The following is a 26,312-nucleotide window of genomic DNA, read 5'->3' as shown; positions in this document are numbered from 1 at the left end:
GGCGCTTTCACATGGTAAGAGCGGCTGTAAGACCAGGGCGGAAGAGCCGGGAAGGATGATGATGACGGAGCCGACGCGGTTGGAAGGAAAAAGCTTGGACAAGAGCATCGAGACGAAGGCCACAAAGCAAACCAGTGGGATTGCCGAGACGGTCAAGGTCGTCGTCCAGGCTTTGCTGATCGCCTTGGTGGTTCGCACCCTGTTGTTTCAGCCCTTCAATATTCCGTCAGGGTCAATGATTCCGACCTTGCTGATCGGCGATTATCTGTTCGTCTCGAAATATGCCTACGGCTATTCGAATCATTCACTCCCTTTCAGCCCTCCTTTGTTGCAGGGCCGTGTGTTTGGGACGCCGCCCAAGCGCGGCGATGTCGTCGTCTTCAAACTGCCGTCCGACGGTCAGACGGATTATATCAAGCGTGTCATTGGTTTGCCGGGTGATCGCATCCAGATGCGGGACGGACGTCTCTATATCAATGACGAACTGGTGCCGCGCGAGCCAATAGCGCCCACTCATACCGAGGATTTCTACGGTCATATGACGGATGTGCCGACCTACAAGGAGACCTTGCCTGGCGGCGTCACCCATACGATCATCGAAATCCAGGGCGATAAGGGTTTCAACGACAATACACAGGTCTTTAACGTGCCGCCGGATCATTATTTCATGATGGGCGATAACCGCGACAATTCGACCGATAGCCGTGTGTCGCCAGAAGACAAGGGCGTTGGTTATGTGCCCTTCGATAATCTTGTCGGCCGCGCTGAAATCATCTTCTTCTCCCTCGATAAAGACACGCCCGGCTGGGCGTTCTGGAAATGGCCCTGGACGGTGCGGTGGAGCCGGATGTTCCAGTCCGTGAAATAAATGTCGAGATTCAAGCAAGATCTGGAGCCGCTCGAGACGCGCATCGGTCACCGGTTCGTGGAGGCGGATTTGCTCACCACGGCCCTGACCCATGTCAGCGTCACCGTTGGCGCGCGGCGCGAAACCTATCAAAGGCTCGAATTTCTGGGTGACCGCGTGCTCGGCCTGGTCATCGCGGAAATGCTTTATGCGACTTTCCCTGAGGCGGAAGAGGGGGAGTTGTCGCGCCGTCTCGCCGACCTTGTCCGCAAGGAAAGCTGTGCCGAGGTTGCGCTTGAATGGGGAGTTGGGCCTTTCGTGCGCCTCGGTGAAAGCGAACGCCAGATCGGGACGACCAAAAAGGCCATTCTTGGCGATGTCTGTGAATCGATCATAGGCGCGGTGTTTCTCGATGCCGGCTATACGGTCGCGCAACAGGTCATCGTCAAAGCCTTCGACGCCAGGATGCGTTCGCCGCGCCGGCCTCTACGCGATGCGAAAACGGTGTTGCAGGAATGGGCGCAATCGCGTGGCCATCCGACACCGCTCTACCGTGAAATTTGCCGTTGTGGTCCTGATCACGCGCCGGAATTCACCATTTCCGTCTGTATTCCAGGCTATGCGGATGCACAGGCCAAAGGGCCGTCCAAACGGCTTGCCGAACAGGCGGCGGCGGCGCATTTTATCGAGCGCGAGGGCATTCAGGAAAAACAGAAGGGCGCCGCGTGACAACGCCCGAACCAATCACCCGCTGCGGCTTCGTTGCCTTGATCGGTGCACCCAATGCCGGGAAATCGACTCTCATCAACCGGCTTGTCGGCGCCAAAATCTCGATCGTCTCACGCAAGGTACAGACGACGCGCTGCCTTGTGCGTGGCATTGCGACCGAGGGCGCTTCCCAAATCATCTTCGTTGATACACCAGGGATTTTCGCGCCGAAACGTCGGCTCGACCAGGCCATGGTGACTTCAGCCTGGGGCGGGGCGGGTGATGCCGATGTCGTGGCTTTGCTGGTCGATGCCCGCAAGGGGATCGATGAGGAAGTCGAGGCGATTTTGGCGAAGTTGCCGCAAGTCCGCGCCAAGAAATTATTGGTTCTGAATAAGATTGATACAATCGAGCCACCGCGTCTTCTCGCTTTGGCGGCCGACCTCAATGCTCGCATTGATTTCTCCGAAACTTTTATGATCTCGGCTTTGCGCGGCCACGGAGTCGACAAGCTCAAAAACCTGCTCGGCGAGATGATGAAGGAAGGGCCTTGGCTCTATCCCGAGGATCAGATTTCCGATGCTCCTTTGCGGATGCTTGCGGCCGAGATTACGCGCGAGAAGATTTTCGAACGCCTGCATGATGAATTGCCCTATCAATCGACCGTCGAAACCGTGCTTTGGAAGGATCTGCCGGACGGATCAGCGCGGATCGAACAGACGATTTATGTCATGCGCGAGGGGCATAAGAAAATCGTCATCGGAGAAGGCGGGCGCACAATCAAGGCGATCGGCCAGGCGGCGCGCAAGGACATTGCCGAGGCGGCTGAACAGAACGTGCATCTGTTTCTCTTCGTAAAGGTGCGCGAGAACTGGACCGATGATCCCGAACGCTATCGCGAAATGGGCCTCGAATTCCCTCACGGCTCCAAATCGAGCACGGCGAAATCCGGGACGCGCTCGAAATAATCGTCAACGGTATGCAAGACACATCAGGCGCAGCCAAGGTTGCGCCTGATTTCATGCTCAATTCGTTTTTAAGCGTTCAGCACAATTCAAAAGCCGTCCATCAGTGATCGGCAGTGATCCGTATTAATGCTGGACGTGCTGTCCTCCATGCACGGATATATCGCTGAGCGCTGCCCCGCAGCAGCTCTTGCCTTCCGTGCCGGCACGCGCGATATCGCCGAGAGAAATGATGCCGACCAGATGTTTGTCCCGATTGAGAACAGGCATACGCCGGATTTGCATTTCGCTCATCTTATGCGCCGCGGCGCCGATTTCCTCATCCTCGAAACAATAGAGAACTTCCTTGCTCATGATATCGCGTACAGGCGTATCTGGGCTTCTTCCGGCGGCGACGGCCCGCACGGCGATATCGCGGTCCGTGATCATGCCAACAAGACGGTCATTCTCACCGACGGGCAAGAATCCAGCGTCGATCTCCTTCATCATTTTGGCGGCTTCGCAGATGGATTGAGCCGGAGAGGCGATACGCACCTCTTTGCTCATGAAGTTCCCCAATTTCATGGCACTTCCTCCTGGATTATTGTCACGGTATGGATGGCGAACCCATGAAAAGCGTGGCCAAGGGGAAATGCGGTTTCTCTTCGGCCTCGTGGGTCTTTCATGTCATCACGATCGCCAAACATGATCGAGAAAGGGGGACCTCCCCTCTAACACTCTCGAGTAACGCAAAGTGCAACGGCGCCACCCGAGGAAGGTTTCAGCGCCTATTTCGAAAAATTTCAGACCGTTTCTTTCGTCGTGGACCTTGTGGCTCGTCGCTTGGCTACAGGCTTAATATTGACAAAATTTATGGACTAAAGATAATAATCACCCATATGTCTTGGATGGGACGAAGACTTTCTCGAAACAGTCACGCGGCTTTGCGTGATGAAGAACCGATGCGGAGGAAAGAATAATGCGACGCAGGGATTTTCTTGGCCTTGCTCTCGCTGGCGGGGCGCTGGCGTCTCTTCCTGCGCGCGGGGCCAAAGCTGCAGCCAATGGTTCAAGTGCGATCAAGGAAATTCGCATCGGCTATCAGAAGGCGGGTCTCCTGGTCGCGGTCAAGCAACGGGGAACGTTGGAAGCCTATTTCAATCCCCATGGCATCGAGATCAAATGGGCGGAATTCGCCTTCGGTCCCCCCATTCTCGAGGGGATTGGCACCGGTAATCTCGATTTTGGCTATACGGGCGATGCGCCGCCCATCTTTGCCCAAGCGGCCGGTGCCAATCTCGTTTACACCTCGGCCCTCCCCAAACATTATTTCGAGGCTGTCCTCGTGCCGGAGGATTCGCCGATTAGGACACTCGCCGATCTCAAAGGTAAGAGGATCGGCCTCGCCAAGGCTTCGAGCGCCCATACCACGATCCTAGCGGCTCTCGAAAAGGCTGGCATTTCCTATCAGGATATCAAACCTGTTTATCTTCCTCCCGCCGATGCGGCGGCGGCTTTTTCGCGTGGCAATATCGATGTCTGGGCGATTTGGGACCCTTATGCCGCCTTGGCGCAACAGCAGGGGAAGGTCAGGCTGCTGACCAGCGGCGCCGAGGTCCATGAACCCAGCCAATTCTTCCTCGCCAATGGTCGTTTCGCGCAAGAACATCCTGATGTTCTCAATCAATTGAACGATCGTCTCGCCGAGGAAATCAAATGGGCCTCGACTCATCAGGATGCCTTGTCCGACTTGATCCATGCTGCCAACGGCATTGATCTTGCGGCGATCCGTCTCGCCAACCAGCGAGCCCATTATGATATTTTTCCGATTTCCGAGGAAACCATCGTGAATCAGCAGAAAGCGGCCGATCGTTTCTATAAAGTGGGGCTCCTGCCTAAACCTGTCTCCGTGCGCGACATCGTCTGGAAATGGACGCCGGGGGCTTGACCCCAAACGCCTGACGCCACACCTTCCCCTCCTCCTATTTGGGACCTTCGATGCCATGAGCGATGCGCCCTTGACCCTCACCGCCGGCAAAACTCTGCCGAGTCTTACGGTGAAATCCTGGATCTTGAAGCTCTTCGTTAAGGCGGATGCGGTTGCCTGGGTCGTCCCGGTTGGGCTTTTATTCGTCTGGCAGATCGCTTCCTCGCTCGGATTGATCCCGGTCAATATTCTGCCTTCGCCCAAGGAAGTTGCCCAGGCCGGCTGGCGCCTGACGCTGTCCGGTGATCTCTTCACCAACATCTGGGTGAGCTTCCTGCGCGCCATGGCCGGGCTTGTGGTCGGTGGGGGCATTGGTTTTGTCTTTGGCTTCGCCAATGGCCTGTCGAAATTGTCCGAGCGGCTGACGGATACAACCTTCCAGATGCTGCGCAATATTCCGCATCTGGCTTTGATCCCCTTGGTGATCCTGTGGTTCGGCATTGAGGAGGAAGCCAAGCTGTTCCTGGTCGCGCTCGGTGTCTTCTTTCCGATCTATTTGAACACCTTGCATGGCATCCGCAATGTCGATCCGCAGCTTGTGGAAATGGGTCGCAGCTATGGGCTTTCGAGTTTTGCCTTGCTGCGCCGGGTGATCCTGCCGGGAGCCTTGCCCTCGATCCTCGTTGGTCTGCGCTACGGTCTCGGTATCATGTGGCTGACCTTGATCGTCGCCGAAACCATCGCCGCTCAATCGGGCATTGGCTATATGGCCATGCAGGCGCGCGAATTCATGCAGGTCGATGTCGTGGTCTTTTCGGTGCTGGTCTATGCGGCGCTCGGCAAGCTCGCGGATTCGACGGCGCGCTTTCTCGAAACACTCTGCCTGCAATGGCATCCGGCTTTCCAGGACTGAGACATGAGCGACGTACAAGAAAGAACGCCCAAAAACCTGCCGGATTTCGATGGCTTGTTCCGCGAGCCCTCGCTGGCAACCGGCATCGATCTCTCGATCCGTGGTCTCGGCAAGTCTTTTGGCGAAAAGCAGATTCTACACGGGCTCGATCTCAAAATTCCGGCCGGCCAGTTCGTCGCCGTTGTTGGCCGCAGCGGTTGCGGCAAGAGCACCTTGTTGCGTCTCGTCGCGGGACTCGATGAACCCTCCGAAGGCGAGATTCGGTTCGGTGAAGGCGCGGGACCGCGCAAGAATGATCACCCCGTCCGCGTCATGTTTCAGGAACCGCGCCTGCTGCCCTGGGCGCGGCTGCTCGCCAATGTCGAGATCGGCCTTGGCATGCAATCGTCGACGCGTGAAAACACGCAAAGCGCGCAGGAAGCCCTGCGGGCTGTGGGCCTTGGAGAACGGGCGCAGGAATGGCCTTCCGTTCTGTCGGGCGGGCAGAAACAACGCGTGGCGCTGGCGAGGGCTTTGGTTAGCAAACCGCGCCTGCTCGCCTTCGACGAACCGCTCGGCGCGCTCGATGCTTTGACCCGCATCGAAATGCAGGGTCTTTTGGAGCGTATCTGGTTGCGCGACAAATTCACCGCTCTTCTCGTGACCCACGATGTCTCGGAAGCCCTGACACTCGCCGATCGTGTCATCATGATTGAAGGCGGCAGGATTACGCTCGATCTCGATGTCGATCTGCCGCGCCCACGCCGGCGCGGTTCCGTCGATCTCGCTCTGCTGGAAGAAAAGATCCTCGATCTTCTGCTCCGCAAGGAGCTTGATCGGCCGGAATATGAAATCTAGTCGGACGATGTTTCGCTGAGCATCGCATAGGCGTTTTTTCTCACCAAGGCATAGCTGCCTGCGGAAAAGATCGTGGCTCCGGCCGCGAGCGCGAAAGCCGGTGTGAATGTATGTGCATATTCAACGACAAATCCGGTGACGAGAGGAGCAAGAGCGCCGCCAACGGAGCCGCCGATATTTTGGATGGATTCGAGTGTTGCCACAAAATGCGAGGGCGTGAGCGAGGCTCCGAGCGCCCAACTGCATGAGCTTGACAGATAAACAAAAAAGAGTGCCGCCGATATCGCTGCCAATGTCAAAGCCGTATCGGCGATGAACGGGACGAGAGCGGTGAAGAGACCGGCGATCAGAATGCCGCCAATCGCCAAAAGCTTGCGTGAGGGAATGGGGTCCACCCCCAGACGGATGAGCCAATCCGAGAGAAAGCCACCAAGGCTACCGCCGAAAAATCCAGCGAATTGGGGGATAGCGACAAGCAAACCCGCGTGCGCGATGCCGATATGGCGTTCGGATTCAAGATAATAGGGCAGCCAGGCGCCATAAAGCCATGAAACATAGACAATTCCGAAAAGACCGCCCATGAGCGCCCAGGTCGAAGGAATAAGAAAAAGTTTGGTCCAAAGCCTGGGGGCGGCCGTTTTGGTCGGCTCTGTGACACCGGCATTGATGATCGCGCGTTCTTCCTTCGATACGCCGGCTGGCTCCGGGTCGCGGTAATAAAGTCCCCATAGTGCGGCAACGACGAATCCGGCGACACCCATGAGCATGAACATGAAGCGCCAGCCATAGGCCAACATCAAGCCGGTGAGCAGGGGAGGGGCAATCGCTGGCCCGAGCGAGGATGCTGCATTGAACAGCCCGAGAGGCACGCCGCGTGTTTTGATCGGAAACCAGTTCACGCAGGCTCGTGTGCCAGCCGTAAACATCGGCGATTCTCCGAAACCAAGACCGGCACGGGCGATGAGGAGTTGACCAAAGTTCTGGATCATCCCGCTGAGTAATTGCGCCAATGACCACACAATCATCCCGATTGTCAGCATGCGATGAGGGCCGGCATGGTCCGTCAGCACGCCGGCAGGCAATTGAAAAATGGCATAGGTCCAGGCAAAGGCCGAAAGCAACATCCCCATCTCTCCGACTGATAGATGAAGCTCCTGGGCAATGTCGTGGTTTGCAATGGCGAGTGTCGAGCGATCAATGTAATTGACACATCCGGCGACAATCAGCAGCGTAACGAGCACCCATTGGCGCCGTCGCGTGGACGTGGTGAGTTGTGGCCCGGCGTTTGTCATCACAGGCATCTCGGTCGAAAGTGCACCAGCCGCGGGAATACAGACGCAGCTGCTGACCGGCGCGGTCACTCCTAGCGAGCGTAATTCAGAAATTTGGGATCAGTAAACCCCTTGCTTCCTGCCAAAGCTCGAAGCTGTGCGCGGCGATCAATCCCTTGCCGTCCTGCCCAGCGCGATAGGGAGTACCATCAAAGCGTGCGACATGCCCGCCGGCTTCTCGCAGAAACAAAGTGCCGGGCAGATGATCCCAGGGCAGGCTCCGCCAGAATGTGGCGAAGTCGCGCTCGCCTTTTGCCAGGGCCGGATATTCCGCTCCGGCGCAGAGGAATGGCTCCAGCCGATCAGGGAGCAGGGCGGTGAGGCGCGGTTCAAGGGCCTCACGCATGTCGGGCGGCATGAAGCGCGTGGAAATGGAACCGCGCAGAGGTCCAGCTTCTCTGGGAGTGGCTTTCAACCTTCGGCCGTCAATGAAGGCACCGGAGCCTTGTTCAGCCGTGCAGAGTTGATTGGAGAGAGGATCGAGTATCCAGGCGGCGATGATCTCGCCTTCGCGCAAAAGCGCGGCCATGATCGCGAAAGGCATCCGCCCGGCGGCGAAATTACCGGTTCCGTCGAGCGGGTCGAGGACGAAAATCGTCCCTTGATCGAGCCCTGTCGCGAGCGAAGGAGCCGCCGCGCAAGCTTCTTCTCCGACGATCCGGGCTTGGGGATCGAGCTTGCGCAAACGCTCCGTAATATACGTTTCGGCATGCCGGTCGGCGGCTGTGACGAGATCACCCGGCGCTTTCTCTTCGATGTCCTTTTCCGACAATCGACGAAAACGCGGCAGGATTGCCTCGGCGGCCGCCTCCCGCAAAATGTCAGTGACATCCTCGATGATCCTGATGGCCATAAAGGATGACCTGCTTTCCTTAGCCGACCAATTCGTTGCCGGCGAACCATTGCGCGATTTCAACCGCGGCGGTTTCCGGGGCATCCGAGCCATGCGCGGAATTTTCGCCGACCGAAAGGGCGAATTCCTTGCGGATCGTGCCGGCGTCGGCCTTGGCCGGATCCGTTGCGCCGAGCACTTCGCGATATTTCTTGATCGCGTCTTCGCCTTCGAGAACCTGCACGACGACCGGGCCGGAAATCATCGACTCGACGAGTTCGCCGAAGAAGGGCCGTGCGCTATGAACGGCATAGAAGGTCTCAGCCTGGGCTTTGGTGATGAGCACCCGCTTCTGAGCGATGATGCGGAGCCCCGCCTTTTCGATCAAGGCATTGACCGCGCCGGTCAGATTACGCCGCGTGACATCGGGCTTCAGAATAGAAAAAGTACGTTCGATCGCCATGGAGCCGTTCATCCTCCTGTCCACAAAGGGCGGACATCTGTCCGCTTATAGACAGAGAGATTTTTGTGGGCAAGGCGGAGACAGCGCTTAAATTTATGGACATCCTGGAAAATATATAAATTGGCTTTACCGATTGTTTATCGAGAAATCATAGACTATCTCTATTTCATGAACCTTCGCGATCTCCAATATATTATTGCCGTCGCCAATTTCGGTCATTTCGGCCGCGCCGCCCAGGCCTGCCATATTAGCCAGCCGACGTTGAGCGGGCAGATCCTGAAACTGGAAGACGAACTCGGCGTCCGCATTTTCGAACGCGTCGGCAAAAGCGTTTGCACGACAGCGGCGGGCGAGGAAATCCTGGTCCATGCCCGGCGCGCGGTCGCGGCCTCCGAGGATCTTCTGCGTTGTGCGCGGGCAAGCCGCGATCCGATGGCGGGCGCCTTGCGGCTAGGTGTCATTCCGACTCTTGGTCCCTATCTTATGCCGTTCGTTTTGCCGCGTGCGCGCCGGCAATTGCCAGCCACGCCCTTGATGCTTGTCGAGGATTTTACGGATCGGCTGATCGAGCCGGTCCTATCCGGCAAGCTCGACGCGGCTATTATCGCCTCCGATCCGGAAAAGCCGGTGTTGACCTCCGAACTTTTGTTCGAGGAACCCTTCTTTCTGATCGTCCCGCGTGATCATGCTTTGGCGGAGCGTGAATCTGTGGCAGCAGGTGAGATTGATCCGCAATCCCTCTTGCTCCTCGCTGATGGCCATTGTCTGCGTGATCAGGCGATCGAATTGTGCCGTCAGGCGCAGCCTGATGATTCCCTCGCCGATATGCGGGCGACGAGCCTGCCGACCCTCCTGCATATGGCGGCGGCTGGCTATGGGATTACCTTGATGCCGGCCTTGGCTTTGCTTGATAAACACAGCCTGCCGCATTCACTCATCGCCAAGCCTTTGACCGGACCGCATACAGCGCGTAGTGTACGGCTCGTCTCGCGTTCAAGCAATCCCCGCCGCAAGGCGATCGATGCTCTGGCCAAGCTGATCAAGACGAGCTTGCCGCCCGAAATCCCGCAATTATCAGCGTGAACCGAACCAAAAGAAAAGCGCGGCGAATGAAATCGCCGCGCTTTTTCTCTCTACAGACAATATGCTTCAGGAATTAGCTGGCGGCAGACACCGGCAGGCTCGCTGCTTCAAGCGCGACGGCCGTGGATTGGATGATCGCGGCAAAGCGCACCGCAGTCTGAATCGTGTCCTGGGTCGTGTCTGCGTTGAGCAGAACTTTCTCGTGCGAGTCGATGCACATGCCACAGCCGTTGATGGCTGAGACGGCAAGCGACCAGAGCTCGAAATCGGTCTTGGGCACACCGGGGTTGCCGATGATATTCATCCGCAGCTTGGCGGGCAACGTGCCATAAGCTTTGTTCGAGGCGAGATGGACAAAGCGGTAATAGACATTGTTCATCGCCATGATCGTGGCGGCGGCGAGCGCCGCGTCCCGCGCAGCGGGTGCCAGATGCGGCGTGCATTCCTGGTCGAAAGCCTTCAGGACCTCCGCATTGCGGGTGGCGACGGCACAGGCCAGCATTAAGCCATATTTGGTCTGCTCCCCCAACGTATCGTCATTGGCGATGTTGGAGAGATTGAGCCGAACATCCTTGGCGAAATCCGGCAATTTGTCTTTCAGGCTATCGATCGACATTTAAGGACCTCACGCGATCTGGAGCGCTTTTCGAGCGAACGAGAAATCGCTCCAGCTTCAAAATGTTTGTGTATGCGGTTTGTCGATCAGATTGATTTCGTCTGATCGACAAATACTCAGGTGAAATTAGGCGACCTTGAGGGTATCGCCACCGACTTCGCGGTTGCAGGGGCAGAGTTCGTCCGTCTGCAGCGCATCGAGAACGCGGAGCGTATCCTTGGGAGCGCGGCCGACATTGAGGTTGTTGGCATAGATATGCTGGATGACATTGTCGGGATCGACAATGAACGTATAGCGATAGGCGACACCCGCCGGGGAACGCACGCCGAGGCCATCGGTCAGCGAGCCATTGGTATCGGCGAAGGACCAGATCGGCAGCTTGGCGAGATCCTTGTGGTCACGGCGCCAAGCGAGCTTGACGAACTCATTATCGGTCGAACCACCGAGCACGACAGCGCCGCGATCCTCGAATTCCTTGTGGAGACGAGCGAATTCAGCGATCTCGGTCGGGCAGACGAAGGTGAAATCCTTCGGATAGAAGAAAATGACCTTCCACTTGCCGGGGAAGCTAGCCTCGGTCAGTTCCTCGAAGGCGCTGACGCCGTTTTCTTCGTGCTTTTCGAAGCCGGGCTTGACGCCGACGACGCTGAACGCGGGAACCTTTTCACCAATGGCGGCCATGGTTTGTTTCCTCATGAGGCAGCGATCATCGCTGCTGGGTTGCACAGGCAGGGAACATAGGTAAGGAATCGAGATAGGTCTAATCGATGATTCAAATGATGATCATCGGCCAAACCTAAGGATCATGCGGCCTTCAAGTCTCAAGAAATTCTCGCGGCGCATGGGTTTCGGCTGGCGTGTCCAGGCCCGTTGAGGGGAGAGCAATGGGCGAAGAGAGGAGCAACGATAGCCAAGGGAAATTTTAGGGACCGATTGTGAAGAAATTACATCGGTCCAAAGGCATTGCCGGAATGGCAGGAATCACAAGACCGATCTTATCCCATTATTTGTAATGCGATAGCCCATTCCCGACAAGCCTATTCCTGTCAAGGCCAAGTCGTCTCATTCGCCACACCATCATCTCGTTCATCACAACTTTGTGGTGATAAAACCATAGGATCCTACCGAATTTGTCCCCATCATGGTCATAGTCTTCAGGCAAAGTCCTAATGCACTCAACATGATGACGCAATTGTGATGGGGTTTGATGATTGCTGGTATGAAAAGCAGGTTTCGCGCGCACGGCGCGCTGACCGGCCTATCCCGGAATTCGTCTCGGCGCCGGTGTCAATGGGCCGCCGTGCTTCTTTTGCTGGCCGGCATGGTGCCGGGACAATCCAGCGTAACCAAGGCCAATCCCTATGCCGTTAGCGCAGTGCAGCAGGAACGGCCGTTTGTCGAGGATTTGGAACATCGGACATTCAACTGGTTCTGGGACGCGGCGAACCCGGACAATGGCCTGATCCCGGATCATTACCCGTCAAACGATACGTTTACGAGTATCGCTGCCGTGGGCTTTGGCCTGACCGCCTATGGGATCGGTGTTGAACGCGGCTATATTTCGCGGGATCAGGCGGTGGAGCGCACGCTCGCAACGCTGCGGTTTCTCGAGAATGCGCCGCAAAGCGATGCCCCGGACGGGGCAACCGGCGTGCACGGCTTCTATTACCATTTTCTCGATCGCCAGAGCGGCGAGCGCTTCGACCATGGCTCCGAGGCGTCTAGCGTGGACACCACGTTGCTTCTGGGTGGCGTGCTCTTTGCGCAGTCCTATTATGACCACGATACGCCCCCCGAGCGGGAGATCAGGTCCCTCGCTGATACATTATACCGCCGGGTCGATTGGACATGGATGCAGGCGCATAGGCCATTCCTCAGCATGGGATGGACACCCGATGGCCATTTTCTGCCCTACGACTGGGATGGGTATAATGAGGGAATGCTGATCTATCTCCTGGCGATCGCTTCTCCCACACATCCGATTGCGGCGAGCACATGGCAATCCTTGACGGGGACTTACGACCGGCAATGGGGGACGTTCCAAGGCGAGACGCTGGTCAATTTCGCTCCCTTGTTCGGGCACCAATATAGCCATTCCTGGGTCGATTTCCGTGGTATCCGCGACCAGTGGAATCAGAGCCGGGGCTTCGATTATTTTGAGAACAGCCGTCGTGCCACCTATGCCCAGCGCGCCTATGCCAAAGTCAATCCTGGCGGCTGGCGTGATTATGGCGAGAACATATGGGGTTTGACCGCCTGCAATGGACCCGGTGCCGTGACGAAGACTGTCGATGGCCAAGTCCGCAGCTTCGAAGGCTATAAGGCGCGGGGCGCGGGCCAGGACTATATCACTGATGATGGGACGATTGCTCCGACAGCGGCGGGAGGGTCGATTGCCTTTGCTCCGGAGATCGCGCTTCCGGCGCTCGAGGAAATGAAAAACCGCTATGGCGCGCGGATCTATAATCGCTACGGTTTTGTCGATGCTTTCAACCCGAGTTTCCCCACCAACGAAGACTCCTCTGATACGGCGTCGCCTCAACAAATATCCTACTGGGCGGATACGGCGCAGTTCGGCATTGATCAGGGACCGATCCTCTTAATGATCGAAAACTGGCGCAGCGGGTTCGTTTGGAACACGATGAAGAAGAATCCCTATATCCGCGTCGGCCTGACGCGCGCGGGGTTCAGCGGCGGATGGCTCGACGGACAACGGTAAGAAAAATCCCCGGCTTTGAACTGACCCCCGAAGGTTGGTGTCCAACTTTGTGGGGTCAGTTCATTTTTGCCGGGGATTTTTCTTTCAGCCCTTGCTTCTTGCCCCGTCTTGACAATCGGCCTTGCCAATTTTCGCCAGGAAAGCGACAAGTGCCGCATGCTGCACATTAATGACCTGACCTTCCGGCTCGGCCCGCGTATTTTATTCGATAAGGCGACGGCCGCCTTACCCGATCGGGCACGGATCGGCTTTGTCGGCCGCAATGGGGCCGGCAAGACCACTTTGTTCCGTATGATCGCCGGTGAGACAGCACCGGAATCCGGCACGATCACAATCCCCAAAAACATGCGGCTCGGGCGTGTGGAGCAGGAGGCCCCAGGCGGGCCGGGCTCGCTCATCGATTTCGTGCTCGAGGCCGATAAGGAACGCGCCGCTTTGATGGCGGAGGCGGAGCATGCCACGGACCCTCACCGGATTGCCGAGATCCAGACCCGTCTTGTCGATATCGATGCGCATGCGGCTCCCGCCCGCGCCGCCGGCATTTTGGAAGGCCTTGGCTTCGATGAGGCCGCGCAGCATCGTTCGCTTTCGGAATTTTCCGGCGGCTGGCGCATGCGCGTCGCGCTCGCCGCCGTTCTCTTCTCGCAGCCGGATTTTCTGCTGCTCGACGAGCCGACCAATTATCTCGACCTCGAAGGCACGCTCTGGCTGATTGATTATCTGCAAAGCTATCCTGGAACGATCTTCGTCATCAGCCATGATCGCGACATGCTTGATGCCGTGGCCGATCATATCCTGCATCTGGATCAAGCCAAGCTGACGCTATGGCGCGGCAATTATTCGAGTTTCGAGCAGCAGCGGCGCGAGCAGCAGGCGATCCAGCTCAAACATATGAAGAAGCAGCAGGAGCAGCGCAAACATCTGCAAGCCTTTGTCGATCGTTTCCGTGCCAAGGCGACGAAAGCGGCGCAGGCGCAATCAAGGCTAAAAATGCTGGCGAGGATGGAGCCCATCACCGCCATCGTCGAAGGTCATGTCCTGCCGTTCCATTTGCCTTCGCCACAAAAGCCGCTCAATCCGCCGATCATTACGATGGATGATGCGAGTGTTGGCTATGATGAAAAGCCCATCTTGAAACGATTGAATCTGTCGATCGCCGATGATGACCGGATAGGGCTCCTCGGTTCTAACGGCAATGGTAAATCGACCTTCGCCAAGCTGGTCGGCGGCAGGCTTGACGCCATGGGAGGCAGTGTCAGGCGCTCGTCGAAGCTCGATGTCGGCTTTTTTGCCCAGCATCAGGTCGATGATCTCGATGAAAAAGCCACGCCCTATCAATGTGTCGCACCGCTCATGCCGGACGGAACCGAGGCCAAGATCAGAGCGAAATGCGCGCAGATCGGTTTTCCTAATGTCAAAGCCGATACGAAAATCGCGCAATTGTCGGGAGGCGAGAAAGCGCGCCTCTTGATGGGCCTTGCGAGTTTTCATGGGCCGCATTTGCTCATCCTCGATGAGCCGACCAACCATCTCGACATCGACAGCCGCGCTGCGCTGATTGAAGCGATCAATGATTATCAGGGCGCGATCATCCTCGTCTCGCATGACCGCCATTTGTTGGAGGCTTGCGCCGATCGGCTCTGGCTTGTGGCGGATGGAACCGTCAAGGCCTTTGATGGCGATATGGAGGATTACAAGAAATATGTCCTGGACCGCGCCAATGGCGGGACGCCTAGACAGGGAAAGAAAGATCGGGGCGAAGCCGTAAAACCGGAACGGAAGGAGACGTCGCTGGGCCGCAAGGAGGCCGCTCCGTTGAAAAAACAGATCGCGGCTTTGGAAGAAAAAATGCGCAAGTTCGAAGATCTCCTCGCGCGGATCGATGAAGTTCTGGCGGATGCCACGATCTTTCAAACCAACCCTTCGAAAGCGGGACAGCTTTCCGGTCAGCGTGCCGAACTGGAACGGGCTCTAACGGCGGCGGAGGAAGAATGGTTGGAGCTTTCCAGTGCCTATGAAGCCGCTTCAGGCTGAATAGCTAAGGGTCTTTGAAAAAGCGATCAGCTCCCTGCAAGCTCACCCCCATATTGTGTCATATTGTGTCATACAGAAGCTTGAAATTGAGGCTCAGAATGAGGCCGGCCACGACCCATGAAAGACCGGTCAGCCAGGGGGAAATCACAAAGGCGCCCATCTTGCGCTTGTCCGAGACGAATTGAACAAGCGGGATGACCGCGAAAGGCAATTGCATCGAGAGAATGACCTGGCTGAGAACCAGGAGTCGCGCTGTACCATGCTCCCCATAAAGCAGCGTGACGAACACGACTGGAACAATGGCGAGGCCACGGGTGATCAGGCGCCGCACCCAATGCGGCAGGCGCATCCGCAAAAAGCCTTCCATGACGATCTGGCCGGCGAGCGTCGCCGTGACCGTGGAATTGAGGCCTGAAGCCAGAAGCGCGATGGCGAAGAGCGTCGAGGCTATGCTGAGACCAAGGACGGGTGAGAGCAGTTCGAAGGCCTGACCGATTTCGGCGACATCCCGATGGCCGGTTCCGTGAAAGGCCGCCGCCGCGACGATGAGGATCGAGGCATTGACGAAAAGCGCCAGCATGAGCGCAATCGTGCTGTCGAGAATGGCCCATTTCAGGGCATCGCGCCGGCCTGGCTCGGTGCGTGGATAGGCGCGCGTCTGCACGATCGAGGAATGAAGATAGAGATTATGCGGCATGACCGTCGCGCCGATAATGCCTATTGCCACATAGAGCATTTCCGGGTGGGTAACGATCTCGGCCGAGGGGAGGAAGCCGCGCAGGATCGCGGCCACGGGCGGCGCGGCGGCGATGATTTGAATGGTGAAACAAGCGGTGATCGTGGCGATCATGGCGATGATAAAGGCTTCGAGAAATCGAAAACCCTTGTTCATCAAGAGCAGAAGCAGGAAGGCGTCCAGCGCGCCGAGAAGAGCGCCGCCCACCAATGGAATGCCGAACAAAAGCTGTAATGCGATAGCCGTGCCGATGACCTCGGCGAGATCACAGGCGATAATCGCCGCTTCACAGGCGAGCCAGAGCGCGATGTTGACGCTGCGAGGATAATGATCGCGGCAGGCCTGAGCGAGATCACGGCCCGAGACGATGCCGAGCCGGGCGGCATGCGCCTGCAGCAGGATGGCCATGAAATTCGATAAAAGGATGACAGTCAGCAGCGTATAGCCAAATTGGGAACCGCCGGCGAGATCGGTCGCCCAATTGCCGGGATCCATATAACCGACTGAAACCATATAGCCGGGCCCGATAAAGGCCATGAGCCGGCGGAGCCAGGCACCGTCCTGCGGGACTTTGATGGAAGCGTGAGCCTCCGGCAGGCTCGGCCGCAATTCCGCGTCGGGGCCAGCGAATTTCCAGGCCGGCTGCAAAGGATCGATACCCGGAACTTGCGACATGCGTGGACACCTTGAGACCTGGGGATGCAATGAAAGTCTACCGCATCCATCGTAAATCTGTGCCACGCGGGAAGATTATGCAATAGGCTATATTTCATGGTCGCGGCTTTTCGGCATGACGATGGACGCCTGCCGCGTTATCAATGGAGCACTTGCCTAGTATCGAGAATCGCAGATTCTCGATACGTCGCTTTTGAAACGGTATCCACTTGTCCTCATTGAACCGCGACGAGCCGCGCTTCAATGAGGGTGGGTACCGGGAATCGCTGGCGGTTGGCTTGTGGCGAGGACGATCGACAAAGATCGTCCTGCACGGATCCTTAAGGAGAAAAATCGTGTCAGCCTTGCACCGGTCCGTGGACGAGCGAGGATCTCTCCCAGATGCCGAGAGCCATTCGGAAGGGTTTCGGCTGACACGGGAAGCGCGGCGTGGCGCTGTTGTCGAGGATTATGTCGAACTCATCGCCGATCTGATCGAGGAAGGCCATGAAGCGCGCCAAGTCGATATAGCGGCGCGGCTCGGCGTCTCGCAGCCGACTGTCGCCAAAATGCTGGCGCGGCTCACCAATGAGGGGTTCGTCTCGCGCCGGCCCTATCGAGGCGTTTTTCTGACGGATCAGGGGCAAAAAATGGCATCGGAAATCCGCAAGCGGCACAAAACCGTTGAGGCTTTTCTGGTCTGGCTCGGGGTCCGGCCGGAAACGGCCCGGATCGATGCCGAAGGCATGGAACACCACGTCAGCGAGGAAACGCTCGAGGCTTTCCGAGCGATCATGACGAAGATGCGGATGTAGGCTCAACGCTCAAGCGATCAGCGAGGCGGCTTTGGCCTTCAGCGCTGCCAGAGCATCGGCTGGTTTGAGCCGCACTTGCAGGCCGCGCTGACCGCCGTTCATATAAACATGCTCTTCTTGCAGCGCGCTTTCCTCGATCGCGGTCGGCACCAGGCGCCTCTGGCCAAAGGGGCTAATACCGCCGACACGATAGCCGGTTGCGCGTTCCGCATCGGCTGGACGCATCATTTGCGCACTTTTGCCGCCGAAAGTCGCGGCGAGTTTCTTCATGCTGACTTCCCGATCGGACGGGATGACGGCACAAACCGGTTTGCCATCGACCTCGGCCATCAGGGTTTTCAAAACCCTGCTTGGCAATTCCCCAATCGCCTCGGCGGCTTGAAGCCCGATCCGCTCCGCTGAAGGATCGTACTCATAGGAATGCAGGCTGAAGGCGACACCAGCCTTTTGCAAGGCGAGCGTGGCTGGAGTGGTTTTTGACATCCTTTTCTATCGGTCCTGATATTGGAGCAGGGCGCGCCAATGGCGTCGTCCGACCTCCGCGGTTGCCATAATATCCTCGACCATCAAGGGAAACAGACCTTGTCTTTTGGCCTCCTCGAAAATCGAGGGAGGCAAAGGCCAGGGCGGACCCTCGATCTCTTCATCCTCGCCGCGCGCGCGGGCGATGAGCAGAACTTTGCCGCCTGGGGCCAGAAGCGAGGCCAATTGCGCTAAGGCCTTTGGGAGCAGACTGACCGAAAGCGCCTGCAAAGTATAGCATTCGTGGACAAGATCGAAGGCGTGAAGCCAGGATGCAGGCAAGGCGAAGAGATCGCCCGCCTGATAATCGACCGGACTGTCGGGAAATCTTTGGCGGGCCCAGGCGATGGCTTTAGGCACGAGATCAAAGGCAGTGACCTTGGCGCGGGCCGCGGCCAGGCATTCCGCATTATCACCCAAGCCACAGCCAATATCGAGAACGCGCAGTCCGTCGATACCGCGCGCCTGGCCCTCGATCCAGGTTCGCGTCAGGGGATGGGGCAGGAGATTGGCCCAGGGCACTTTGGCTGGATCGCCTCCCGCCGCATCATAGACTGTCTCGAACCAGGCCCGCCGAAGTGGATCAGGAACGGAACTTTCCTCGTTTCCCTTGTGCATGGCTGGGTCCAAGGCATCGAGCTTTTTGCGTGCTTCTGCCCGGCGTGCGGCGAATGCGGCCGATTGAGGATCAAGATCTTGGTTCATGAACGGGGACATAAGCATAAGCCGCGGCGCCGTCCAGACACTTTACCCGGAGACGCCAAGCGCCTCCGGTAGGGCCAAATGGGGAAGCTGATCGTCAGAAAAGAGGATAGGCCTTCGCATTCAGATAGTTTGCAAGATAGGCGAGGCCGCTGGTGCGTTTCCGGTAAAAGGTCGGGAGGGCCCAACCCTGACGCTGACACAGGATCTTGACGGAGCGTCTTCGCGCCACGTTCAGCGCCCAATGACTGATCATTTGCGCCGTGACCTGATCTTCACCATGCAGGAGACGCAACCATTCGAAGGCCGCTTCCATGTGGGTTAATTCCCTGGCGGAGGGTTGGGGCTTCTTATTGCGCAGCTTGTCGGCGGGTTTGTCGGATGTTTCATCAGCGCCCGGTGTCATGCTTGGCCAGGCGTTTCGATGACCCTGTGGACCATGGGATTTGGGGCATCGGTCGAGGGTCGCGAAAGCGGCGATGAGGCATTCGCCGACGCGATCGGGTTTCCAGACCGTCGGTGGACAGACTTCCCGACCTCTGATCGAAGGAGGGGAAAGTGGTGTTGTCGCGGGGAGGGGTTCATTCATAGGTCAGCACCGATCGTCGATGACATTTTCAAGCAAGGCGCGGTCGGAATCGAGTATGCTCAAGACCTCGACGATCAGATCGTCGCGCATTTTGCCGCGTATAGCCGCGGCCATTTGAAAGCCCGGAAGCGCGACGACGGCCGGCACGTTTGTAAAACGCAGCCTGAGGCGGCGGGCGCAAGCACGGACGGCGTCTTGCGTGGAGCCCATTTCCTCGGCGATGCGGGCGCAGGACCAGCCGGCTCCGATCAGCATGCCGAGCCGGGCAATTTTCCCATCATTCCACTGTTTTGGCCTGCCACGTTGAGCCATGGACTTCTCCTAAGTGTTCGATTGTTTCAATGGAAGTTACTTTTAAATACTTATTATATATTTTATTTACATAATAAGCCGGACGGAAAGCGGCGCCGGCCGGCATTCTCTGAGGTTATTTTCTCCCCTCGAGAGCTGGAAATTCAAGAAAGCCGCCGCAATTTGCTGGCCTATTATTCTTAGGTGACTGAGTTGAGGAGTTAAGACGCCCTTGACGTGGGGTGCGGGTGTTGGTGCTTAACCGGCAAAGGCGAATTTTTCGAATTATCCCGCATTTACAGAGGGACTCGCGATCGATAGCCGGATCTCATTCTGGGCTCTTTTTACAGTCCATTAAACCCGATATAAATGCCCATAATGAAGTTGATTTGGGCGTTCCCGATCTCCGCTCTGGATTTTGGGCTGAGGTGACGTGATGTGCTCGTCTAAGCCCCTTCATCTCCGGAGCGTTCCGGTACGCTTTGCATGGTTCAGTGCCCATGGTCCGAGTGCGGGACCGTAGGGTGCCGCCTTGAGCGGCGAATGGGTTTGCATTCCTGTCATGAATAAGTGTAATACCCAAAATGGGTATTTTTGTCAAGTCATAAAACGCCCATTTTGGGGACTAGCCAAACCGCCCCAAAATGGGCACAAATGTAGAATGGTGAACAATCTCAAAAAAATCCGAAATCGTTTGGGTCTTACGCAAATCCAGGCCGCTGAGGCCATGGGTACGACGAAGAACCAATTAATCAAGCTGGAAAAAGGCGAGCGCCGCCTTTCCGATGTCTGGATTGATCGCGCGGCCAAGGCCTATGGCGTCGATCCTGGGGAACTCGTGAGTGAAAGAATGGAGGGGGCGATCACCAGGTTGGACAATCAAATGGCGAGGAGCCTCAATGAATCGCTTGGTCGGGATGAAACGATAGCGATGCTCCAAGGGATTCTTTCGGCTTTTTTGCAGAGCGAGAGCAAAGTGTGCGCCGCTGCCGAGACAATTCTAACAGTTGCAGAAAACCAGCCATCGGGCAGTCGAGATATTGACAGGATAAACAATATTCGCACTTCAGCTTTGATCTCAATCCGGCTATTTTTGCCTGCAGAACAGAAATGATCTCTTCAACGCTCGTACTATCGAGGTCGTGAAAAGAATCGTTGACGCAGAACTTATTACGCATCATAAGTCTCTTTAAAAGTGTATCGGGTCTATTTATTTTTCGCCGGTTTGATCGCTCAATTAATCTTCGATTTGTCTACGCAGTTTGTTTTATTGTATCGATGATCTAGCGATCTAGGTAAAACTAGATCTGTTTCTCAGGATCGCCGGTCGATGATTTCGAAAAGACTCCTGCTGGATTATTAAGAACGCCATCGTGTCGATCCTTCTTCTGTTCTGTTTGAATAAAAGAGCCTCGAAGAGCATATCAAAATTTTGCCGTGAAAAGACCCCTCGGTGGCTGGATATCGATTAGTCTTCTTTCATGGTTAGCTCCTATCGTCTGTAAGCTAACGTGTTGCCTCGTTCGGGAGCGATGCAGAACTGCGGAGTCATCCACTGGCTTGGATGTGAGGGGATCGCGATGGACGATCAACGCAATGCATCTTCAAACAAAAGAGATCTCTAGATGAGAGTGAACATCTAGCGTTATGATGTCCAGATATATATTGCTAGTTTTTTACATTTTATAGTAGTATAATTTATTTATACAATATTTAGTTGTTCAAGATTTCTGGTGGCTCTGCGCCATGTTTCGAGATTGCCCTTGAGTGGACTTGAGACCGGATGTGATTTTTATGGGAAAGTAATGCTATTATAATAATATATAGCTTTTCCCGAGCGTTTGATCCGCGAGCAATTCTATATTGGGTGGAATCGCATGCTGGCGATAGCTGGCGTGTGCGCTGTTTACGTCCTTGAAGGCTGACTATTCAGGGAGCCGATCCTGAATGGTGATCGACTTTAATGCCATTTTACCGCCACCTTGCCCTTGCGGAGCAGCATTCGCATGGCTATAAGGCGGATACGGAACGCGTGGGACTTTCCAGGGCCCGCCGGTTTACAGTGTCGGAGTGTAGCGCAGCCTGGTAGCGCACCTCGTTCGGGACGAGGGGGTCGGAGGTTCGAATCCTCTCACTCCGACCAGTTATTTCAATATCCTATTGAAGCTTGGTCGCCTTAATAAATAAGAGGCGGACCTGTTAGCGGACTTTTTCAACTTTACGATCCGCAGCCCCACAGGCAATTTCCAACTGTCGAGCCTATCTACCCACGCTGATCTCATTCCAGCATTGACCGATCTTCGAAATGCCCTATTGACGCCTCGTGGGCTTTGAGCTACGCGATTCAGATGCAAACAAATCGGTTCATGAACATCCTGATCGTAAGCATCGCGCCGGTATAGGAACGGAGAGGGCTCCGCTTCCGACCCTGGCGCATTCTCGAGGCCCTCCGGGGCCTTTTTTATTGCTTTCCATCCCATTCTCTAAAAATTCATGACCCATGAAGGCATTCGGCTCAAAAATGCCGCGGAGAATAAAATGTCCGAGAAAATGACCGGCGCACAAATGGTTGTCACGGCTCTGAAAGATCAGGGCGTGGACACGATTTTCGGTTATCCGGGCGGCGCCGTCCTACCGATCTATGATGCTTTGTTCCATCAGAACAGCGTCAAACATGTCCTCGTTCGTCACGAGCAGGGCGCTGTCCATGCGGCGGAAGGTTATGCGCGCTCCAGCGGCAAAATCGGCGTGGTTCTGGTGACGTCGGGACCCGGCGCGACGAATGCCGTCACCGGCCTGACTGACGCTCTTCTCGATTCCATTCCGCTTGTTTGCATTACGGGGCAGGTGCCGACGCATCTCATCGGCTCCGACGCCTTTCAGGAATGCGATACGGTGGGTATTACCCGCCATTGCACGAAACATAATTATCTCGTTCGCCAGGTCGAGGATCTGCCTCGCATCCTGCATGAGGCTTTTTATGTCGCGCAGCATGGCCGGCCGGGGCCGGTGGTGATTGATATCCCCAAGGATGTGCAATTCGCGCTGGGACTCTATGCGGGTCCTGAAAATATTGAGCACAAGACCTATAAGCCGGCGTTCAAGGGTGATCTCGGCCGCATCGACGAGGCGCTGAGCTGGATCGCGGCGGCCAAGCGCCCGATCTTCTATACCGGTGGTGGCATCATCAATTCAGGACCCGAGGCCTCCGCCTTGCTGCGGGAACTTGTTGATTTGACCGGCGCGCCGATCACCTCCACCTTGATGGGGCTCGGCGCCTATCCCGCTTCCTCTCCGCGTTGGCTCGGCATGCTGGGCATGCATGGAACCTACGAAGCGAATAATGCCATGCATGATTGCGATCTGATGATCGCCATCGGTGCGCGTTTCGACGATCGTATTACCGGCCGGATCGATGCTTTTTCTCCCGGCTCGCGCAAAATCCATATCGATATTGATCCATCCTCTATCAACAAGACCGTGAAGGTCGATCTTGGTATTGTCGGCGATTGTACCGCCGTCTTGCGGGATATGGTCGCGCGCTGGAAGGAACGGCATCTGGCCTGCGACGCGGCGGTGCTCCAAAAATGGTGGCAGGAGATCGATCATTGGCGGGCCCGCAAATCGCTTGCCTATCGCGCGTCGAACAAGGTGATCAAACCGCAATATGCCATTCAACGTCTGTTCGAACTGACGCGCGGCCGCGACACCTATATTTCGACCGAGGTCGGTCAGCATCAGATGTGGGCGGCACAGCATTATCATTTCGACGAACCCAATCGCTGGATGACGTCCGGCGGTCTCGGCACCATGGGTTACGGCTTGCCGGCGGCCATTGGCGCGCAGATGGCGCATCCGGGCTCGCTCGTCGTCGATATTGCTGGCGAGGCGTCGATCCTGATGAACATTCAGGAACTTTCGACCGCTGTTCAGTTCCGGTTGCCGGTCAAGATTTTCATCCTCAACAATCAATATATGGGCATGGTGCGCCAATGGCAGGAACTGCTGCATGGCGGCCGTTATTCCGAGAGTTATTCGGAAGCTCTGCCCGATTTCGTGAAACTGGCCGAGGCCTATGGCTGTCATGGTATCCGTTGCGCCGATCCGAACACACTCGACGCCGCGATTCTCGAAATGATAGAAACCCCGAAGCCGGTTTTGTTCGATTGCATTGTCGATCGGGAGGAAAATTGCCTGCCGATGATTCCCTCGGGCAAGGCGCATAATGAAATGATCCTGCCCGATATGGAAACGGAACTCGGGACGGCGATCGATGCCGCCGGCAAAATATTGGTGTGATGATGAATGCTCCTGCCGCTCCCCTCTCGCCTTATTCCTCGGCACCCGCTGCCTCGAAGATCGAGGTGCATACGCTCTCCGTCCTGGTCGATAACGAGCCGGGCGTGCTCGCGCGTGTTGTTGGCCTGTTTTCAGGCCGCGGCTACAATATCGAAAGCCTGACGGTTGCCGAAGTGGCGCATGCGGAACATTTGTCACGCATCACCATCGTGACCTCGGGCACACCGGAAATGATCGAACAGATCGTTCACCAGCTCGAACGTCTCATTCCCATTCATCGCGTCACGGATCTGACCTTGCGCGGCGGTTCGATCGAACGCGAGCTCGCCATGATCAAGGTGGCGGGCAGGGGCGAGAACCGCGTCGAGGCCATGCGTCTTGCCGATGCGTTCCGGGCTCGTGTTGTCGATGCGACGATTGACAGTTTCGTTTTCGAACTGACTGGTAATGCCGGCAAGATCGATCAATTCGTCGAATTGATGCGGCCTATCGGCCTGGTCGAAGTATCACGGACAGGCATTGCCGCGATGACACGCGGACCGGATGCGATCTGAGTCATCCTATTACGATCATTTGCCATTGGTCAGTGTCCGCTGATCGGTGATTTCCCACCAAGGCCCGATGTTGTAGAAGGCCCTCATTCAAACAACCGCAAGGCTTGACCGCCTCAGCACAAGGAAAGCTTCGTCTATGCGTGTCTATTATGATCGGGATGCCGATATCAATCTCGTCAAGGGCAAGAAAGTGGCGATCATTGGCTATGGCAGTCAAGGTCATGCGCATGCGTTGAACCTGCGCGATTCCGGCGTCAAGGAGATCGCCATCGCTTTGCGCGAGGGTTCATCCACGGCCAAGAAGGCGGAGGCCGAAGGGCTTACTGTCAAGACTGTTGTCGATGCCGCGCAATGGGCCGACGTTGTCATGGTTTTGACGCCAGATGAATTGCAGGCCGATATTTATCACCAGCTTCTGGCCAAGAATCTCAAGCAGGGCGCGGCTCTCCTCTTCGCGCATGGCTTGAGCGTGCATTTCAATCTGATCGAGCCGCGCGCCGATCTCGATGTCCTGATGGTCGCGCCCAAGGGACCTGGTCATACCGTGCGCTCTGAATATAAGCGCGGTGGCGGTGTGCCGTGCCTGATCGCGGTGGCGCAGAACGCCTCCGGCAATGCGCATGATATCGCGCTCTCCTACGCTTCGGCGATTGGCGGCGGCCGCGCCGGTATCATCGAGACGACCTTCAAGGAAGAATGCGAGACCGATCTTTTCGGCGAGCAGGCGGTTCTCTGCGGCGGCCTCGTCGAATTGATCCGCGCCGGTTTCGAAACCCTGGTCGAGGCCGGCTATGCGCCGGAAATGGCCTATTTCGAATGCTTGCACGAAGTGAAGCTGATCGTCGATCTCATTTATGAGGGCGGCATCGCCAATATGAATTATTCGATTTCGAATACGGCGGAATATGGCGAATATGTCACCGGCCCGCGCATCATCACGCCCGAAACCAAGGCTGAGATGAAGCGTGTGCTTGAAGACATTCAGGGTGGCAAGTTCACGCGTGACTGGATGCTGGAAAACAAGGTCCACCAGACCTCGTTCAAGGCGACCCGTGCCAAGGTGGCCGCGCATCCGATCGAAAAGGTCGGCGCGGAATTGCGCGCGATGATGCCGTGGATCGGCGCCAGCAAGCTGGTCGATAAGTCGAAGAACTAAGGTTGGGCGGTGTAGGACCGCTTTCCCGCCTCTTGATGGAGACTCGGCTGCAACGTGATGCGTTTACGTTGCATCTCCTTGAGTCCATCCCGAACTGATATATTGCCCATTCTCCAAGCCGCCATCATTGAACGCGCTGATTTAACGTTCCACTGATGGCGGATAGGGGAGCTTTTTTTACAATTCTTTAAATCCTGCAAAAGCTCCAGTCCTTTGGATGAAGGCATTTTCCTGGAGCAGATCAAAACCTTCTTCTCGCGAAGCGATTCGAACCCAACACATCCTCCTTGAGCACCTTGCTATTCGATTGCGGCCAAGGCATCGTTAGTGTTATATATGTATTTATATTGGCGATCGGAAAACTCCTGCCGATCGGTGGGGCTGATCATGTGTCCACGGACGAAGCCCTACGCCGTGCTCAAGTGATGAGCGCCCTCACGCCGATTAGATTGTTCCCCGCGCAGGAATCGTACATCAATGTTGCCATGGAGGTCATGGCTCTCCCGAATGCGGATCGTGATGTCTTGGCGGCTGATCTCGCCGCAAAACGTACCCGCTCGTTTGGATCAGTTTCTACGATTCGGATGCAGAGGATGGTGATGTCATCACCATCCAGAGTCGAGTTCGGGCGGGCGGCTACTTTCCGCTCGAACCTGGCGTGGCGGTAACGGCCGAAATCAAGACCGGCCAGCGAGCCATCTCCAGTTATCTGCTCTCGCCGCTGCTTAGATACAAACACG

The 26,312-nt window shown here is 56.5% G+C and carries 25 protein-coding genes and 1 tRNA gene; 15 read left to right on the top strand and 11 right to left on the bottom strand.

The genetic code is table 11. The features are described from left to right. The first annotated feature begins 61 nt into the window (after positions 1-61). The 3 genes from lepB to era are packed head-to-tail and all read left to right on the top strand — an operon-like array spanning position 62 to position 2,523. On the top strand, positions 62-868 hold the full coding sequence (gene lepB / locus BIND_RS12350; RefSeq protein ID WP_012385404.1) for a signal peptidase I: 807 nt from the start codon (positions 62-64) through the stop codon (positions 866-868). Continuing rightward, a complete protein-coding gene (rnc, locus tag BIND_RS12345) occupies positions 869-1,576 on the top strand; it encodes a ribonuclease III (RefSeq protein ID WP_012385403.1) in 708 nt (235 codons plus the stop codon). Beyond that, positions 1,573-2,523: a GTPase Era gene (gene era / locus BIND_RS12340; RefSeq protein WP_012385402.1), complete on the top strand. Its 951-nt coding sequence runs from the start codon at positions 1,573-1,575 to the stop codon at positions 2,521-2,523. The genes rnc and era overlap by 4 nt, the downstream gene beginning before the upstream one ends. Positions 2,524-2,646: 123 nt before the next feature. Here era and BIND_RS12335 read toward each other — a convergent pair whose 3' ends face one another. Beyond that, positions 2,647-3,084 (bottom strand): CBS domain-containing protein, encoded by a 438-nt coding sequence (locus BIND_RS12335; protein WP_012385401.1) that lies wholly within the window; start codon positions 3,082-3,084, stop codon positions 2,647-2,649. 394 nt (positions 3,085-3,478) lie between these two features. Between BIND_RS12335 and BIND_RS12330 the strand changes: the two genes are divergently transcribed. The 3 genes from BIND_RS12330 to BIND_RS12320 are packed head-to-tail and all read left to right on the top strand — an operon-like array spanning position 3,479 to position 6,176. Next, positions 3,479-4,447 (top strand): aliphatic sulfonate ABC transporter substrate-binding protein, encoded by a 969-nt coding sequence (locus BIND_RS12330; RefSeq protein ID WP_012385400.1) that lies wholly within the window; start codon positions 3,479-3,481, stop codon positions 4,445-4,447. Between the two features lie 55 nt (positions 4,448-4,502). Beyond that, positions 4,503-5,339, top strand: a complete 837-nt coding sequence (gene ssuC / locus BIND_RS12325) for an aliphatic sulfonate ABC transporter permease SsuC (protein ID WP_012385399.1) — start codon at positions 4,503-4,505, stop codon at positions 5,337-5,339. Positions 5,340-5,342: 3 nt separating this feature from the next. Further along, the gene (locus BIND_RS12320; RefSeq protein WP_012385398.1) at positions 5,343-6,176 is read left to right on the top strand and encodes an ATP-binding cassette domain-containing protein; all 834 of its coding nucleotides are present in this window, start codon (positions 5,343-5,345) and stop codon (positions 6,174-6,176) included. Here BIND_RS12320 and BIND_RS12315 read toward each other — a convergent pair. The 3 genes from BIND_RS12315 to ndk all read right to left on the bottom strand — a co-directional run bounded on the left by BIND_RS12315 (position 6,173) and on the right by ndk (position 8,802). After that, on the bottom strand, positions 6,173-7,468 hold the full coding sequence (locus tag BIND_RS12315) for an MFS transporter (RefSeq protein WP_012385397.1): 1,296 nt from the start codon (positions 7,466-7,468) through the stop codon (positions 6,173-6,175). The genes BIND_RS12320 and BIND_RS12315 overlap by 4 nt on opposite strands. A gap of 85 nt (positions 7,469-7,553) precedes the next feature. Beyond that, a complete protein-coding gene (locus tag BIND_RS12310) occupies positions 7,554-8,360 on the bottom strand; it encodes an inositol monophosphatase family protein (protein ID WP_012385396.1) in 807 nt (268 codons plus the stop codon). Between the two features lie 19 nt (positions 8,361-8,379). After that, the gene (ndk, locus tag BIND_RS12305) at positions 8,380-8,802 is read right to left on the bottom strand and encodes a nucleoside-diphosphate kinase (protein ID WP_012385395.1); all 423 of its coding nucleotides are present in this window, start codon (positions 8,800-8,802) and stop codon (positions 8,380-8,382) included. A 120-nt stretch (positions 8,803-8,922) separates the two neighbouring features. On the opposite strand from ndk, the gene BIND_RS12300 reads away from it, so the two are divergent. Next, positions 8,923-9,885 carry a LysR substrate-binding domain-containing protein gene (locus tag BIND_RS12300; protein WP_012385394.1) on the top strand — a complete coding sequence of 321 codons (963 nt, stop codon included), beginning with the start codon at positions 8,923-8,925 and terminating at the stop codon, positions 9,883-9,885. Between the two features lie 73 nt (positions 9,886-9,958). Here BIND_RS12300 and ahpD read toward each other — a convergent pair whose 3' ends face one another. Further along, positions 9,959-10,501, bottom strand: coding sequence for an alkylhydroperoxidase, AhpD family (ahpD, locus tag BIND_RS12295; protein ID WP_012385393.1), 543 nt, complete (start codon positions 10,499-10,501; stop codon positions 9,959-9,961). A 126-nt stretch (positions 10,502-10,627) separates the two neighbouring features. Then, the gene (locus tag BIND_RS12290) at positions 10,628-11,182 is read right to left on the bottom strand and encodes a peroxiredoxin (RefSeq protein WP_012385392.1); all 555 of its coding nucleotides are present in this window, start codon (positions 11,180-11,182) and stop codon (positions 10,628-10,630) included. Positions 11,183-11,720: 538 nt separating this feature from the next. On the opposite strand from BIND_RS12290, the gene BIND_RS12285 reads away from it, so the two are divergent. Together BIND_RS12285 and BIND_RS12280 are read left to right on the top strand one after the other, a co-directional pair. Further along, positions 11,721-13,220, top strand: a complete 1,500-nt coding sequence (locus BIND_RS12285; RefSeq protein ID WP_244395877.1) for a glucoamylase family protein — start codon at positions 11,721-11,723, stop codon at positions 13,218-13,220. 156 nt (positions 13,221-13,376) lie between these two features. Next, positions 13,377-15,254, top strand: a complete 1,878-nt coding sequence (locus BIND_RS12280) for an ABC-F family ATP-binding cassette domain-containing protein (RefSeq protein ID WP_012385390.1) — start codon at positions 13,377-13,379, stop codon at positions 15,252-15,254. Positions 15,255-15,312: 58 nt separating this feature from the next. Here BIND_RS12280 and BIND_RS12275 read toward each other — a convergent pair whose 3' ends face one another. After that, positions 15,313-16,665, bottom strand: coding sequence for an Nramp family divalent metal transporter (locus BIND_RS12275; protein WP_012385389.1), 1,353 nt, complete (start codon positions 16,663-16,665; stop codon positions 15,313-15,315). Between the two features lie 335 nt (positions 16,666-17,000). Here BIND_RS12275 and mntR point away from each other — a divergent pair, with 335 nt between their 5' ends. Beyond that, positions 17,001-17,459 (top strand): manganese-binding transcriptional regulator MntR, encoded by a 459-nt coding sequence (gene mntR, locus BIND_RS12270; RefSeq protein WP_012385388.1) that lies wholly within the window; start codon positions 17,001-17,003, stop codon positions 17,457-17,459. A gap of 9 nt (positions 17,460-17,468) precedes the next feature. Here the strand turns inward: mntR and ybaK are convergent, their stop codons facing one another. The 4 genes from ybaK to BIND_RS12250 form a co-directional block, all read right to left on the bottom strand. Next, the gene (ybaK, locus tag BIND_RS12265; protein WP_012385387.1) at positions 17,469-17,942 is read right to left on the bottom strand and encodes a Cys-tRNA(Pro) deacylase; all 474 of its coding nucleotides are present in this window, start codon (positions 17,940-17,942) and stop codon (positions 17,469-17,471) included. A 6-nt stretch (positions 17,943-17,948) separates the two neighbouring features. Next, the gene (locus BIND_RS12260; RefSeq protein ID WP_012385386.1) at positions 17,949-18,599 is read right to left on the bottom strand and encodes a class I SAM-dependent methyltransferase; all 651 of its coding nucleotides are present in this window, start codon (positions 18,597-18,599) and stop codon (positions 17,949-17,951) included. Between the two features lie 181 nt (positions 18,600-18,780). After that, entirely contained in the window at positions 18,781-19,272 is a 492-nt protein-coding gene (locus tag BIND_RS12255; RefSeq protein WP_012385385.1) for a DUF6362 family protein, read from the bottom strand. Between the two features lie 3 nt (positions 19,273-19,275). Continuing rightward, positions 19,276-19,584: a hypothetical protein gene (locus BIND_RS12250; RefSeq protein WP_012385384.1), complete on the bottom strand. Its 309-nt coding sequence runs from the start codon at positions 19,582-19,584 to the stop codon at positions 19,276-19,278. Positions 19,585-20,224: 640 nt separating this feature from the next. Here BIND_RS12250 and BIND_RS12245 point away from each other — a divergent pair. From BIND_RS12245 to ilvC, 5 genes are all read left to right on the top strand, one after another. Then, positions 20,225-20,677, top strand: coding sequence for a helix-turn-helix domain-containing protein (locus tag BIND_RS12245; protein WP_012385383.1), 453 nt, complete (start codon positions 20,225-20,227; stop codon positions 20,675-20,677). A gap of 952 nt (positions 20,678-21,629) precedes the next feature. Further along, positions 21,630-21,706, top strand: a tRNA-Pro gene (locus BIND_RS12240). A gap of 395 nt (positions 21,707-22,101) precedes the next feature. Beyond that, the gene (locus BIND_RS12235) at positions 22,102-23,862 is read left to right on the top strand and encodes an acetolactate synthase 3 large subunit (RefSeq protein WP_012385382.1); all 1,761 of its coding nucleotides are present in this window, start codon (positions 22,102-22,104) and stop codon (positions 23,860-23,862) included. Between the two features lie 2 nt (positions 23,863-23,864). After that, the gene (ilvN, locus tag BIND_RS12230) at positions 23,865-24,416 is read left to right on the top strand and encodes an acetolactate synthase small subunit (protein WP_041778776.1); all 552 of its coding nucleotides are present in this window, start codon (positions 23,865-23,867) and stop codon (positions 24,414-24,416) included. A 136-nt stretch (positions 24,417-24,552) separates the two neighbouring features. Then, on the top strand, positions 24,553-25,572 hold the full coding sequence (ilvC, locus tag BIND_RS12225) for a ketol-acid reductoisomerase (protein ID WP_012385380.1): 1,020 nt from the start codon (positions 24,553-24,555) through the stop codon (positions 25,570-25,572). The last annotated feature ends 740 nt before the right edge of the window (positions 25,573-26,312 follow it).

The organism is Beijerinckia indica subsp. indica ATCC 9039 (assembly GCF_000019845.1).
Lineage (GTDB): Bacteria > Pseudomonadota > Alphaproteobacteria > Rhizobiales > Beijerinckiaceae > Beijerinckia > Beijerinckia indica.
The sequence above is the reverse complement of the archived record's forward strand: the minus strand, read 5'-3'. Positions and strand labels throughout refer to the sequence as shown.

Bases quoted from the DNA above. Each gene is read 5' to 3' on its own strand.
- lepB (WP_012385404.1), top strand. From the start codon at position 62: ATGACGGAGCCGACGCGGTTGGAAGGAAAAAGCTTGGACAAGAGCATC.
- rnc (WP_012385403.1), top strand. From the start codon at position 869: ATGTCGAGATTCAAGCAAGATCTGGAGCCGCTCGAGACGCGCATCGGT.
- BIND_RS12335 (WP_012385401.1), bottom strand. From the start codon at position 3,084: ATGAAATTGGGGAACTTCATGAGCAAAGAGGTGCGTATCGCCTCTCCG.
- BIND_RS12330 (WP_012385400.1), top strand. From the start codon at position 3,479: ATGCGACGCAGGGATTTTCTTGGCCTTGCTCTCGCTGGCGGGGCGCTG.
- ssuC (WP_012385399.1), top strand. From the start codon at position 4,503: ATGAGCGATGCGCCCTTGACCCTCACCGCCGGCAAAACTCTGCCGAGT.
- BIND_RS12320 (WP_012385398.1), top strand. From the start codon at position 5,343: ATGAGCGACGTACAAGAAAGAACGCCCAAAAACCTGCCGGATTTCGAT.
- BIND_RS12315 (WP_012385397.1), bottom strand. From the start codon at position 7,468: ATGACAAACGCCGGGCCACAACTCACCACGTCCACGCGACGGCGCCAA.
- BIND_RS12310 (WP_012385396.1), bottom strand. From the start codon at position 8,360: ATGGCCATCAGGATCATCGAGGATGTCACTGACATTTTGCGGGAGGCG.
- ndk (WP_012385395.1), bottom strand. From the start codon at position 8,802: ATGGCGATCGAACGTACTTTTTCTATTCTGAAGCCCGATGTCACGCGG.
- ahpD (WP_012385393.1), bottom strand. From the start codon at position 10,501: ATGTCGATCGATAGCCTGAAAGACAAATTGCCGGATTTCGCCAAGGAT.
- BIND_RS12290 (WP_012385392.1), bottom strand. From the start codon at position 11,182: ATGGCCGCCATTGGTGAAAAGGTTCCCGCGTTCAGCGTCGTCGGCGTC.
- BIND_RS12285 (WP_244395877.1), top strand. From the start codon at position 11,721: ATGAAAAGCAGGTTTCGCGCGCACGGCGCGCTGACCGGCCTATCCCGG.
- BIND_RS12280 (WP_012385390.1), top strand. From the start codon at position 13,377: ATGCTGCACATTAATGACCTGACCTTCCGGCTCGGCCCGCGTATTTTA.
- BIND_RS12275 (WP_012385389.1), bottom strand. From the start codon at position 16,665: ATGTCGCAAGTTCCGGGTATCGATCCTTTGCAGCCGGCCTGGAAATTC.
- ybaK (WP_012385387.1), bottom strand. From the start codon at position 17,942: ATGTCAAAAACCACTCCAGCCACGCTCGCCTTGCAAAAGGCTGGTGTC.
- BIND_RS12260 (WP_012385386.1), bottom strand. From the start codon at position 18,599: ATGCACAAGGGAAACGAGGAAAGTTCCGTTCCTGATCCACTTCGGCGG.
- BIND_RS12255 (WP_012385385.1), bottom strand. From the start codon at position 19,272: ATGAATGAACCCCTCCCCGCGACAACACCACTTTCCCCTCCTTCGATC.
- BIND_RS12250 (WP_012385384.1), bottom strand. From the start codon at position 19,584: ATGGCTCAACGTGGCAGGCCAAAACAGTGGAATGATGGGAAAATTGCC.
- BIND_RS12245 (WP_012385383.1), top strand. From the start codon at position 20,225: ATGGTGAACAATCTCAAAAAAATCCGAAATCGTTTGGGTCTTACGCAA.
- BIND_RS12235 (WP_012385382.1), top strand. From the start codon at position 22,102: ATGTCCGAGAAAATGACCGGCGCACAAATGGTTGTCACGGCTCTGAAA.
- ilvN (WP_041778776.1), top strand. From the start codon at position 23,865: ATGAATGCTCCTGCCGCTCCCCTCTCGCCTTATTCCTCGGCACCCGCT.
- ilvC (WP_012385380.1), top strand. From the start codon at position 24,553: ATGCGTGTCTATTATGATCGGGATGCCGATATCAATCTCGTCAAGGGC.